This window comes from Deferrisoma camini S3R1 (assembly GCF_000526155.1).
Classification (GTDB): domain Bacteria; phylum Desulfobacterota; class Deferrisomatia; order Deferrisomatales; family Deferrisomataceae; genus Deferrisoma; species Deferrisoma camini.
The window spans coordinates 877,904-890,128 of record NZ_JAFN01000001.1 but is presented as its reverse complement, the minus strand read 5'-3'; the positions used below and the strand labels follow the sequence as shown (position 1 = coordinate 890,128).

General features: G+C 71.8%; 12 protein-coding genes. 2 read left to right on the top strand and 10 right to left on the bottom strand.

Translation table 11 applies throughout. The features are described from left to right. The first annotated feature begins 320 nt into the window (after positions 1 to 320). Positions 321 to 995, top strand: coding sequence for a heavy metal response regulator transcription factor (locus DEFCA_RS0103815; protein ID WP_025321713.1), 675 nt, complete (start codon positions 321 to 323; stop codon positions 993 to 995). Beyond that, positions 992 to 2,410 (top strand): sensor histidine kinase, encoded by a 1,419-nt coding sequence (locus DEFCA_RS0103810; RefSeq protein WP_025321712.1) that lies wholly within the window; start codon positions 992 to 994, stop codon positions 2,408 to 2,410. The genes DEFCA_RS0103815 and DEFCA_RS0103810 overlap by 4 nt, the downstream gene beginning before the upstream one ends. A 226-nt stretch (positions 2,411 to 2,636) precedes the next feature. Here DEFCA_RS0103810 and DEFCA_RS0103805 read toward each other — a convergent pair whose 3' ends face one another. Genes DEFCA_RS0103805 through DEFCA_RS0103760 form a run of 10 tightly spaced genes read right to left on the bottom strand, consistent with a single transcriptional unit; the run spans position 2,637 to position 11,652 of the window. After that, on the bottom strand, positions 2,637 to 2,981 hold the full coding sequence (locus tag DEFCA_RS0103805; RefSeq protein WP_025321711.1) for an EscU/YscU/HrcU family type III secretion system export apparatus switch protein: 345 nt from the start codon (positions 2,979 to 2,981) through the stop codon (positions 2,637 to 2,639). Next, positions 2,978 to 3,934, bottom strand: coding sequence for a flagellar hook-length control protein FliK (gene fliK, locus DEFCA_RS24005; protein ID WP_084318748.1), 957 nt, complete (start codon positions 3,932 to 3,934; stop codon positions 2,978 to 2,980). The genes DEFCA_RS0103805 and fliK overlap by 4 nt, the downstream gene beginning before the upstream one ends. Beyond that, complete coding sequence (locus DEFCA_RS0103795; protein ID WP_025321709.1) at positions 3,913 to 4,380, bottom strand: chemotaxis protein CheX; 468 nt, start codon at positions 4,378 to 4,380, stop codon at positions 3,913 to 3,915. The genes fliK and DEFCA_RS0103795 overlap by 22 nt, the downstream gene beginning before the upstream one ends. After that, positions 4,377 to 4,859, bottom strand: coding sequence for a chemotaxis protein CheW (locus DEFCA_RS0103790; RefSeq protein WP_025321708.1), 483 nt, complete (start codon positions 4,857 to 4,859; stop codon positions 4,377 to 4,379). The genes DEFCA_RS0103795 and DEFCA_RS0103790 overlap by 4 nt, the downstream gene beginning before the upstream one ends. Continuing rightward, positions 4,852 to 5,712: a CheR family methyltransferase gene (locus DEFCA_RS0103785; protein ID WP_025321707.1), complete on the bottom strand. Its 861-nt coding sequence runs from the start codon at positions 5,710 to 5,712 to the stop codon at positions 4,852 to 4,854. Before DEFCA_RS0103785 ends, DEFCA_RS0103790 begins: the two co-directional genes overlap by 8 nt. Then, positions 5,709 to 6,578 (bottom strand): sigma-54-dependent transcriptional regulator, encoded by an 870-nt coding sequence (locus DEFCA_RS0103780; RefSeq protein WP_025321706.1) that lies wholly within the window; start codon positions 6,576 to 6,578, stop codon positions 5,709 to 5,711. Before DEFCA_RS0103780 ends, DEFCA_RS0103785 begins: the two co-directional genes overlap by 4 nt. 36 nt (positions 6,579 to 6,614) lie before the next feature. After that, positions 6,615 to 8,858, bottom strand: coding sequence for a chemotaxis protein CheA (locus DEFCA_RS19085; protein ID WP_025321705.1), 2,244 nt, complete (start codon positions 8,856 to 8,858; stop codon positions 6,615 to 6,617). A gap of 21 nt (positions 8,859 to 8,879) precedes the next feature. Then, entirely contained in the window at positions 8,880 to 9,758 is an 879-nt protein-coding gene (locus DEFCA_RS0103770; protein ID WP_051463189.1) for a CheR family methyltransferase, read from the bottom strand. Continuing rightward, positions 9,755 to 10,636, bottom strand: coding sequence for an HDOD domain-containing protein (locus tag DEFCA_RS0103765; protein WP_025321703.1), 882 nt, complete (start codon positions 10,634 to 10,636; stop codon positions 9,755 to 9,757). The genes DEFCA_RS0103770 and DEFCA_RS0103765 overlap by 4 nt, the downstream gene beginning before the upstream one ends. Next, positions 10,633 to 11,652 (bottom strand): protein-glutamate methylesterase/protein-glutamine glutaminase, encoded by a 1,020-nt coding sequence (locus DEFCA_RS0103760; RefSeq protein ID WP_025321702.1) that lies wholly within the window; start codon positions 11,650 to 11,652, stop codon positions 10,633 to 10,635. Before DEFCA_RS0103760 ends, DEFCA_RS0103765 begins: the two co-directional genes overlap by 4 nt. Positions 11,653 to 12,225: the final 573 nt, after the last annotated feature.

The following is a 12,225-nucleotide window of genomic DNA, read 5'->3' as shown; positions in this document are numbered from 1 at the left end:
ACCCTTTTCGCCGCGCCTTCGCATGCCGTTGTCAGCCCGGTAGGCCGGGGCGCCGGTGGCGGAAGTTCCTGAACTTACAAAGCGATCCAAGCCGGGTGAGGGCGCGGCGACGTAAGGGGCCGCGCCCGGCTCTCCACCAGCCCCCCACCCGCTGGTTCCCTTGTGAAGGCCGGGGATCTGACAATAGTTCCGTTGGCATTAGTATCAACCCGGCGACAAAATAGGCGTGCTTCCCTTGCCCCTCCCACGGGCGGAGGGGGAGCGTCTATCTGGACGCCGGCGACACCCGGGCGCCGACTCGACGACGGAGGGTACGGACCGTGCGCATCCTGGTGGTGGAAGACGAAGAGAAGGTGGCCTCGTTCATCCGCAAGGGCCTCGAGGAGGAGCGCTACGCCGTGGACGTGGCCCTGGACGGGGAGGAGGGGCTCGAGCTCGCCGAGCTCAACCCCTACGATCTGATCGTGCTCGACCTGATGCTGCCGGGGCTCGACGGCTTCCGGTTCATCCAGCGGCTCCGGGCCCAGGGGGTGCACACCCCGATCCTGGTGCTCACCGCCCGGGACTCGGTGGGCGACAAGGTCAAGGGGCTCGACCTGGGGGCCGACGACTACCTGACCAAGCCGTTCGCGTTCGCCGAGCTCCTCGCCCGGATCCGGGCCCTGCTGAGGCGGGGCGCGCCCCAGGCGCCGCCGGTGCTCCAGGTGGCCGACCTCACCCTGGACCCGGCGGCCCGCCGGGTGACCCGGGCCGGGAAGCCCATCGAGCTCACGGCCAAGGAGTTCGCCCTGCTCGAGTACTTCATGCGCCACGCCGGCCGGGTTCTGACCCGGACCATGATCCTCGAGCACGTGTGGGACCAGTCGTTCGACTCGTACACCAACGTGGTGGACGTGTACGTGAACTACCTGCGCAAGAAGGTGGACCAGGGGTTCGAGCCCCGGCTGATCCACACGGTGCGGGGCGTGGGCTACGTGCTCCGGGAGGAACCGTGAGCCCCCAGACCCTTCGGGGCCGCCTCACCCTGTGGTACGGAGCGCTGCTCACCGCCGTGCTCCTCCTGTTCGGGGTCGGGTTCTACGCGGCCCTGGCCCGGAACCTGTACCGAGGGGTGGACCAGAAGCTCCTGGCCCTGGCCGAGGTGGTGGCGGAGTCGAGCGTCCGCAACTTCCTGAGGCCCGGCTACACCAACTTCGCACGCCTCCTCGAGGAGTTCTTCGGGGTTCCGGCCGCGGGCCAGTTCATCCAGGTGCTCGATCCCTCGGGCAAGGTGGGGGCCCGCAGCCAGAACCTGATCCTGCGCAACCTACCGGTCTCCCGCGAGGCCCTGCGGCGGGCGGTCCACGGTCAGCGGGTATTCGAGACCGTGCCCGACCCCCACGCCCCGCTGCGGGTGCTGACCTACCCGATCATCGTCCGCGGCCGGGTGCGCAACGTGGTCCAGGTGGCCACCAGCCTGGAGTCGGTGGTCACGACCCTGCGCCAGGTGCTCCTGGCCCTGGCGGTGGGCATTCCCCTGACCCTCTTCCTGGTCCTGTGGGGCGGGTGGTTCCTGGCGGGTCGGGCCCTGCGCCCCCTGGACGGGCTGGTGGCGGCCCTGCGCCGCCTCGACGCCGACCGCCTGGCCGCTCGGCTGCCGGAGGACGAGGGCACCGAGGAGGTGCGGGAGCTGGCCCGGAGCATCAACGGGCTGCTGCGCCGGCTGGCCGACGCGTTCCGGCGGGTGAGGGAGTTCACGGCCGACGCGAGCCACGAGCTGCGCACCCCCCTCACGGTGCTGCGCGGCGAGGCCGAGGTAGCCCTGCGCCACCCGCGCACGGCCGAGGAGTACCAGCAGGTGCTCGCCTCCAGCCTGGAGGAGATCCACCGCATGGGCCGGATCGTGGAGGATCTGCTCCTCCTGGCCAAGGGGGACCTGGGCGAAGCGCCGGTGGAGAAGGTGCCGCTTCGGCTGGAGGAGGTGCTGGGCGAGCTGGCCGGCCGGGCCGCGGTGCTGGCCGAGGCCAAGGGGCTGGAGTTCACCTGGGCCGGGGGCCCTCCCATCCGGGTCGAGGCGGACCCCCTGCGGCTCCGGCAGCTGGTCTGGAACCTGCTGGACAACGCCGTGAAGTACACGCCCGAGGGCGGAAAGGTGTTCCTGAGCCACGCCCGGTCGGGGCCGGGTTGGGCCCGGATCACCGTGAAGGACACCGGCATCGGCATCCCTCCGGAGCACCAGGCCAAGATCTTCGAACGGTTCTACCGGGTCGACAAGCACCGGTCCCGGGCCCAGGGGGGCAGCGGCCTGGGGCTCGCCATCTGCCGCTGGATCGCCGAGGTCCACGGGGGGCGCATCGAGGTACGCAGCCAGCCCGGCCGGGGCAGCTCGTTCATCGTTCACCTGCCCGAAGCGCCGGACCCCGCTGCGTGACCCCCGGCGGGGCCGGGCCCCCGAGGCCCCGACTGGGACTCATAACCAAGTTGTCATCCATCGGATACGCATCCGGGGGCGGGGCAAGGGACCTGCCTACGGCCGGGCGCGAATCCGGGCATTGAGATTCGCCGTGCAGGCACGGAGCTGGGGAGCTGGATTCATGGCAACACGTCGGAATCCATACCATTTCGCAGTCCAGACACCGGAGGCGCTGCACGGCGAGCTAAGGAGCCGCGCCCGGCTCTCCGACAGGTCCCTTGCCCCTCTGGGCAGGCGCCGATGGCCCTGAATGCAACTTGGTATCAGCCGCCTTCTCCCCGTCCAGCCGGTACAGGAATGCCAGGATCTCGGCCACGGCCCGGTACGTCTCGGGGGGGATCTCCTCGCCGGGATCCAGCCGCGACAGGATCTCGGCAAGGGCGGGGTCGTGCCGGATCGGAATGCCGGCCTGCCGCGCCACCTCCAGGATCCGCTCCGCCACCCTTCCCCGGCCCGATGCCGTGACCCGGGGCGCCCGGTCGGTTCCCGGCCGGTAGGCGAGGCTCGCGGCCTTGGGCCGGCCCTTCACGCCCGAACCTCCAGGACCGAAGGGCCCTCCACCGCGGGCGGCCGCAGGGCCTCCACCGCCAGGCCCACGAGCCGCACCCCGGCGTCCCGGGTCAGGGCGCGACGCAGCCCATCCAACCGTGCCCGCACCAGGGGCAGCACCTCGGCCCGGGCTGCCAGGCCCAGCCGTACGCCCTCGGGGGACCAGGCCGCCCGGACCTCCACCGGGCCCAGGTTGGGCAGGTCCAGGCGGATCCTCAGGGCCCGATACCGTCGCCCCGGCCCCCCGCGGCCGCCCCGCTCGGGCTCCAGGGCGATCTCGCCGTGCACGGCGCCGCCCGGCCAGGGCAGCACCAGGGGAATCACCGGCCCGCCCGTGAGCGCGCCCCGGGCCTGGTGGGCCTCCACGTGGCGAACCAGGCCCTCCAGGGCCTCGCGCACCGGCCCGTCGCCGAGCCTCCCCAGCAGACGGCCCGCCAGGGTCTTCAGGTCCTCGGGCACCTCCCCCCGGGCCAGGGCCGACTCGTGGAACACCCCGCTCTCCCGCACCCATCGGGCCAGGTCCGAGGCCAAGGCCCGGGGCTCGGGGGACAGCCGGAGCAGCCGGGCCAGGGGGGCCAGGTCCGGGTCGGACCGGGCGGCCTCCAGCAGCCGCACCACCGCCCGGGCCAGGGCCTGGCGGGGGGGCACGGCCAGGCGTGCCGCATCCGCCTCCGGAGGCTCCAGGAGCCGCAGCACCACGGGCGGCCCCTCGACCTCCACCCGGGCCTGGAACCGCGCGCCCTGGGGCAGCTCCGCCGGAAACCGCGCGTCCAGCACCCACCGGCCCACCGCCACCCTGCCCGAGCCCGGCTCGGCCGACTCGAGGATCTGGGCCTCGACCACGGTCCCGGCCGCCAGCCGCACCCCTTCCGCCGCCCCCGGCGCGGCGGCCGGCGGCGCGGCGCCCGGCCCTACGGCTCCAACTTGAGACACAGCTCCACCCGGAACGGCCCCCCGTCGGTGTCGAAGGGGATCTCGATGCAGGGGATCCCCCGGGGCCTCGACACGGTGTGGTTCCGACCGACCACCACGGTGGGGATGGAGATCTTCAGGTCGTAGCCCTGCTCGGCCAGCACCCGCTTGGCCCCGCCGGCCACGATGTTGGCCAGCTCGCCCACGGCGTCGCGCACCTGGGCGTTCGTCTCCTGCACCGGTTCCCCGAGGAACCGGCCCACCACGTAGAACGCCGCGGGCTCCCGAAAGCTCAGGGCCACGTACCCCTGCACCTGGCCGCTGAGGCCCACGAGGCCCGAGATGTCGAACGAGGGCTCCCCGGCTCCCTTGAGCCGGGGGGCCCCCCGCCGGGCCTCGACCCCGGCCATGGTGCGCAGCACGTCCACGGTGGCATGCAAGAACGGATTCACGATCTCGGCTTTCACGGTTCGAACTCCCGGAGCTCCTCCGACTCGTCGGTGCCGAGGAGCTTGTGCAGGTTCAACAGGATGAGCAACCGGTCCTCCAGCTTGACCACCCCCTCGATGTACTGCCGATCCACGCCTCCCACGATGGGCGGTGGGGGCTCCACCAGGTTCGACGGCACCCGCAGCACCTCGTCCACCGCGTCCACGATGAACCCCACGACCTTGTCGGTCAGCTCCACCACCACGATCCGGGTGCTGCGGTCCCGCTCCCGGGCCGGCAGGCCGAAGCGCTTGCGCAGGTCCACCACCGGGATCACCCGGCCCCGCAGGTTCACGACCCCTTCCACGAACTCGGGGGCGTGGGGCACCCGGGTGACCTCCATCATCCGGTTGATCTCCCGGACGTCCAGGATGGCCACGCCGAACTCCTCCTCCCCGATGTGGAAGGTGACGAGCTGCAGGATCTCCTGGTCCGAGCTGTTCGCGTTGTCAGACATGGCTCCTCCACCCGAACGGGGAAACCTCGGATTCGTTCTCCGTCTCTTCCGGCAACCGGTACACCACCACCCCACCCCGGTGCAACGGGGGCGGGGCCTCCGGCACGCTCAGCAACGACTCCGAACGCCCCACCACCAGCACCCCACCCGGCCGCAAGCTGGCCACCAGTCGTCCCACGACCCGGCGCTTGGCTTCCAGGTCGAAGTAGATCAGGACGTTGCGGCAGAACACCGCATGGAACCGGCCCGGGGGGCTCCACGGCTCGGGCCCGGCCAGGTTGATCCGCTGGAACCGCACCATGGACCGGACCGAGGCGTCCAGGTGGAACCGGCCCCCCTCGGTCCGGAAGTACCGCTGCCGGTAGTACGCGGGCGTGTTCCGCAGGGCGAACTCGGTGTACACCCCCTGCCGGGCCTCACCCAGGACGCGGGTGCTCACGTCGCTCGCCAGGATCTCCACCCCCTCGTGCCAACCCCGCTCCCGCAGGAGCATGCCCAGGGTGTAGGGCTCGCACCCGGTGGAGCAGGCCGCGCTCCAGACCCGGACCTCCCCCCTTTCCCGCCACCGGGGCCAGAACTCGTCCAACAACAGCCGGAAGTGCTCCGGCTCCCGGAAAAAGAAGGTCTCGTTGACCGTCAGCAGATCCACGAGCCGCTCGAACTCCTCCGGATCGATGCCGAACGCCAGCCGCTCCAGGTACGAGTCCACGTCACCGTGCCCGGCCTCCATCGCCCGTCGCTCCACCCGCTTGCGGAACAGGTGGGCCTGGCCGCCCTCGAACACCAGGCCGCACCGGCGGTACAGCTCTTGGGCCAGGGGCCCGAATCGGGGGTCTTGCCATAGCCGACTCAACCCCGCCTCCCGCCGGCCCGAAACGCGTGGGGCCGGATCCCCGTGCGGCCCATCAGGATGTAGAAGTCCTTGCGGGCCTTCCCCGCCAGCCGCGCCGCCCGGGCCACGTTGCCCCGCGTCACCAGCAGCAGACGGGCCACGTAGTCCCGCTCGAACCTGCGCTTGGCCTCGCCGAAGGGAAGGATCCCCGGCCGATCCGCCCGGGCCCGGGTGGCCGGGGCCGGGGGCCACGGCTCGCCCGGCTCCGGCGGGAAACTGCCCAGCAGCAGCAGTTCCAGCTCCCGCACGTTCCCTGGCCAGGGGTACAGGGCCGCCTCCTCCAGGAAGGCGGGGCTCAGCCCCGGGAACTCCCGGCCCGGGGCGTGCCGGGCCACCAGGGCCCGGGCCAGGGCGGGCAGGTCCTCGAGGCGCTCCCGCAAGGGGGGAACGACCAGGGGAAACCCGCCGATCAGATAGTACAGATCCGCCCGGAACCGGCCCTCCTCCACCCGGCTCTCCAGGTCCGTGCGGGCCGTGAACACCCACCGCCAGGGCCCCTCGTCCCCCCAAGTCTCCACCCACCCCAGGATCCGGGCCTGGGCCGATGCCGGCGCCTCGTCGATGCCGGCCACCACCAGGGTGCCTCCACGCCCCTCCCGCTCGAGCCCGGCCAGGGAGGCCTCGTCCCTCCCGTTGGCCCAGCGGAGCTCCCCCCCGTGCCCCGAGAGCTCGTGGAGGACCCGGGCGGCCAGCTTCTTGCCGGTGCCGGTCTCTCCGTACAGCAGCACCGGCAGGCGGGTGCGGGCCACCCGGGCCAGAGCCCGGCGCAGGGCCTCGACCGCGGCGCTGGTGCCCACGATGCTCGGCGCGGTCCGGTCGTCTCCCATGGGGACCTCCGTGTCCCGTGGCCCGCGGCGGGCGGGTCAGGCTGCGGCCCGGGGCGGCGCGGTCTTGCCCGCCAAGTCCAGGACCTGGTTCACGTCGAGGATCAGCGTCACCCGGCCGTCACCCAGGATCGTGGCCCCCGCCACCGCAGGGGTGTCCGACAGGTATCCCCCCAGACTCTTGATCACCACCTCCTGCTCCCCCAGGAGGCCGCCCACCACCACCCCCACCCGTTTCTCGGCGAGCCCGATCACCACCACGTACTCCCGGGCCGACCGCTCGTGGGGGGGTACGGCCAACAGCCGGTCCAGGTACACGAGGGGCACCACCTGATCCCGCAGCCGGAGCACGGGCACCCCGTCCAGGGGCTTCACCTGCCCCGGCTCGACCCGCACGGTCTCCAACACGCTCACCAGGGGGATCGCGTAGACCTCGGGGCCGCACCGGACGAGGAGGGCCTGGATGATGGCCAGGGTCAGGGGGATCCTGAGCTCCACCTTCGTGCCCCGCCCGGGCTCCGAGTCGATCTCGATCAGGCCGTTGAGCTGCTGGATGTTCGTGCGCACCACGTCCATGCCCACCCCCCGGCCGCTCACGTTCGACACCTTCTCCGCCGTGGAGAAGCCCGGGGCGAACACCAGGTTGAACGCCTCCTTCGGCGACAGCGCGGCCGCGTCCTGGGCGCTCAGGAGACCCTTCTCCACGGCCTTGGCCTTCAGCCGCTCCGGGTCCATGCCCCGCCCGTCGTCGGCCACCTCCACCACGATGTGGTTCCCCTCGTGGCGGGCCGACAGCCGGATCACCCCGTCCCGGGGCTTTCTGGCCCGCTCCCGTTCCTCGGGGGGCTCCACCCCGTGGTCCGCGGCGTTGCGGATCAGGTGGACCAGCGGGTCCCCGATCACCTCCACCACCGACTTGTCCAGCTCGGTGCCCTCGCCCTCCACCTCCAGGCGAAGCCCCTTGCCCAGGTTGCGCGCGAGATCGCGCACCATCCGGGGAAACTTCCGGAACACCTTGCCGATCGGCACCAACCGCGTCTTCATGACCGCCAGCTGGAGGTCCGAGGCCACCAGGTCCACCTGGGCCGAGGTCTCGCCCAGGGCCTCGACCAGGTCCTCCCCCGGCCACCGCTCCTCCGCCTCGGCCCGCAGCCGGGCCAGGCGGTTCTTCGCCAGCACCAGCTCCCCCACCAGGTTCATCAGGGTGTCCAGGCGTCCCACGTCCACCCGCACGGTCTGTTCGGGGGCCGGCCGCTGCATCTGCCTTTGCCGCGCCAGGCCCCGCTCGACCACCTCGGGGGGAACCGCCTTCTGCTCCACCAGCACCTGGCCCAGGGGCTTGCCGTCCTTCTGGCTCTGCAGGGCCTTCTCCACCGCCTCCGCTGGAACCCCCTCCTGCTCCACCAGGATCTCCCCCAGCCGCTTGGGGCGGCCGCTCTCCACGGCCTCGGTCAGGGCCCCCAGCACGTCGTCCACGGCCGGGCCGGGCCGGCCGGCCTGGGCCGCCTCCAGGAGCCTGCGGAGCCGGTCCACGGCCTCGAGCACCACGTCCATGACCTCGCCCGAGGCCACCATCTCACCCCGGCGCAGCTTGTTGAACACGTCCTCGACCCGGTGGGTCACCCGGCTGATGGCGTCGAACCCGAGGAACGAGCTGGACCCCTTCAGGGTGTGGGCCGCCCGGAAGATCTTGTTGAGCAGCTCCGCGTCGTCCGGCGACTCCTCCAGGGCCACCAAGTCCTGCTCCAGCTCCTCCATCAGCTCCCAGGCCTCGACGAAGAACTCCTGCACCACCTCGTCGTCCGAAGCGAGCCCGTCGGCGGGGGGGTCCGGAGGGGCTTCCGGCGAGGGGGCCGGCTCCGTCTCGCTCGGGGCCGGCTCTTCCCCCCGGGCGGCCGCCTCGAGGGCCTCCAGGGCGGGCCCCGGGTCGGTGCGGGTCCGCCCGTCCGCCTCCAACTCGTTGAGCAGGGCCGCGATCACGTCGTGGGCCCGGAGCAGGCCGGCGGCCAGGGCCGGGGTGAACGGCCGCTCCCCCCGCTTCACCGGCCCCAGGGCGGTCTCGGCGGCATGGGTGACCGCCTCCACGGTCCGGAACCCCATCAGTCCCGCCCCCCCTTTGATCACGTGCATCTGCCGGTACAGGTCGGCCCGCAGCTCGGGGTCGTCGTCCCCCCGCTCGATGGCGAGCAGGATCCCGGAGGCGCGCTCCAGGCACTCCCGGGCGTCGGCCAGATAGTCCGGCAGGAGCTCGGCCACCTCCGGGGACACTCGGTCGGGTTCCATGGACACCTCCCTGGACAGACCCTACGGAACGGCCGGCTTCAAGTAGCCCATCGCCCCGGGGAAATGGACCAGCTTGAACTCGTCGGTAATGCCGTGGAGCGACTCGCTGTGGCCCACGAACAGATACCCGCCCGGATCCAGGGCCCGGTAGAAGTGGGCCACGAACTTGCGTTTGGCCGGCTTGTCGAAGTAGATGAGCGCGTTGCGGCAAAAGATCGTCTGGAACCCCCTCATGCGGCCCATGCGCAGGTCGTCCGCGAAGTTGAGCAGGCCGAACTCCACCAGGCTGCGCACCTCCTCCTTCACGCGGAAACGGTCCGGCCCCAACACGTCGAAGTACTTCTGCGCGTAGTACGCCGGGGTACCCCGGAACGAGTACCGGGTGTACTCCGCGCCCCGGGCCTTCTGGATCACGGAGTGGGCGATGTCCGTTCCGTAGATGCGCACGTTCCACCCCCCCAGGTCGGGCCCCAGGGCCTCGAGGATCAGCATGGCCAGGGTGTAGGGCTCCTCCCCCGAGGAGCACGCCGCGCTCCACAGCCGCAGGCTCCGGCGGCCGCGCCTCTTCAGGTCCTCCATCAGCTGGGGCAGCACCTGGCGCTGGAACGCCTCCAGCTGGGCCCGGTGCCGGAAGAAGGAGGTCTCGTGGGTGGTGACCGCGTCGAGCAGGTTCATGAGGGCCGACCGGCCCCGGGTGGGGGAGCGCAGCAGGCTCAGGTACTGGGCCACGGTCTCGGCCCCGGCCTGCTCCATGCACCGGGCCAACCGGTTCTCGAGCAGGTATTTCTTGTTCTCGGCGAAGTACAGCCCGCTGCGCTCGTACAGGAAGTCCCGGATCGCCCGGAACTCCTCGGCCGACAAGCTCACGACGCCCTGGCGCAGGTTGGCGGAGCCGCTCACGGCTCCCTCCCCAGCTTCGCCAGGGCCCGGGCCATCTCGACCTCCTGGTCCAGCTGCAGCGTGAACCGGGCCAGGTCCAGGACCCTCAGGTGGGGCTGCCGCTCCACCAGAACGGCCCAGGCGGGGTCGTCGGCGAAGCACACCGCCACCCGGTCGCCCCCGAACCCGATCTGCTTGACCTTGGCGAAGAGGTCGGCCAGGTGCACCACGGCCGCCACCCCGTGCTCGTCCCCGGCCTCGCCGGGCTCGTGGTGGTAGCGGATGGCACCGCGCAGCGGGGCCGGGAACCCCCAGCGCTCGGCGATCCACCCCCCCAACTCCGCGTGGTGGGTGCCGAACACCTCCGGCTCCACCTCCCACAGAGAGACCTGACGCCGCGCCGCCAGGTCCAGGCACCGGCCGAACTCCTCCGGGAAGTGGTGCCCCAGCAGGATCTTGCCCACGTCGTGGAGCAGGCCGGCCGCGTACTCGGTGCCCGACACCGGCAGCCTGAGCAGCCGGGTCATGGTCTCCGCGATCAGGGCCACGCCGGCCGAGTGCTCCCAGAACCGGTCCCACCGGAAGGTCTCGCCGCCGTAGGCCCCCGAGAAGTCCCGGATCAGGGACAGCGACAGGGCGATGTTGCGAACCTGGGTCATGCCCAGGAGGGCCACCGCCCGCTCCACCGAGGCCACCTCCCCCCGGAGTCCGTAGAACGGGGAGTTGGCCAGCCTCAGAACCTTGGCGGCGAGCGACGGATCGTTCTCCACCGCTGCCGCCACCTTTCCGAAGTCCGCCGAGGGGTCCCCGGCCAGGCGCATGACCTCGGCCGCCACCGCACCGATGGTGGGGAGCTCGCCGGACCGCTTGATCACCTCCACCACCCGTTCCAAGCTCACGGCACCGCCTCCCGGATCGCGGGCGCGATGCGGTCGATGGGAAGCACCGCATCGGCCACGCCCGCCTCCACCACGGCCCGGGGCATCCCGTACACCACGCAGGTCTCGGGGCTCTGGGCCACCACGCTCCCGCCCCGGGCCTTGATCGCTGCCGCGCCCCGGGCCCCGTCCGACCCCATGCCGGTCAGGACCACCGCCAGGGCGTCCGACACCGGGATCTCGGCCACCGACCGGAAGGTGACGTCCACGCTGGGCCGGTGCAGGGTGTCCGCCGGCCGTTCGGTGACCTGGAGAACCAGCCCCCGGCCGTCCCGGTGGACCACCACGTGCCGCCCCCCGGGCGCCACGAAGGCCCGGCCGGCCTCCAGCCGGTCTCCGCTCTCGGCCTCCTTCACCGCCAGGGGGCCCATGGCGTCCAGCCGCTTCGCGAACGCCTTCGTGAACGCCTTGGGCATGTGCTGCACCACCAGGACCGGCGCCCCAAACCCCTCCGGAAGCCCCGAGAACACCTTCTGGAGCGCGGGGGGCCCGCCGGTGGACGCGCCGATCGCCACCAACCGGGCCGGCCCCAGCCGCGCCGGGCGGCGGGACTCGGAGGTCGGGGCCGGCTTCGGGGGCGCGCCGCGGCGGGCCACCGCCTTGACCTTCTGGCACAGGGTCTGCCGGATCTTCACCACCTCGAGGGGGTTGGAGCCGATGTTCTTGGGCACGTAGTCCACGGCGCCCATGTCCAGCGCCCTCAGGGTCACCTCGGCGCCCTCCTCGGTCACGCTGGACACCATGATCACCGGCCTCGGCGAGGTCTCCATGATCCGCGCCAGGGCCTCGAGGCCGTCCATCCGGGGCATCTCCACGTCGAGGGTCACGAGATCCGGGTCCAGCTCCTGCACCTTCTCCAGGGCCTCGTACCCGTCCCGGGCGCTGCCCACCACCCGGATCTCGGGATCGTCCTCGAGCAGCCTCGACAGGGCCTTGCGCATGAACGCCGAGTCGTCCACCACCAACACCCGGATCACGTCCGCTCCTTTCGACCGCGGTTGCCTCGGGGCCGGCTCCCGCCCCGGGGCCGTTCGGCATACCCATCGGCACCGGCCGAAAAGAACTTGACCCGTTTTGGGGGACACCGGAAACCGTCCTTCTGGCGTGGCCACGGGGCGCCGGGAGCGTTGCCGGCGGTGGGGCATGGGGCCTGCTTCCGGCGGGCCGAAGACTAGAAACTAGAGACTGGAGACCACGGGGATCTCGGCCCCTTTAGGCGGGCGGGCGCTCCACCAGGTCCCTTCCTCCCCGAGACCGTGAGATGACGACAAAGAGGCGGGGCCATACTTGGAACACTTTGGAATCAAGTAGGTTTTTATGCGTCCTAGCGTCCTAGCGGAAGCTACATGGAAGCGAACAGGAGACAGGAAATCCCGAAAAGCAGTTTGGGTTCCCGGGAGGATCCTCTCGGGGGGCCGAAGAGCCTTCTCCCTGTCCACCGACTTCTGAATTCTGGCCCCTGAAACCCATGCCCCCCGAGCTTGGCGCGGTTCGTGAGCCGTCCAGCCGCCTGGTCGCCCAGCGGGCCGAAGGCCTCAGACCGGCGACCG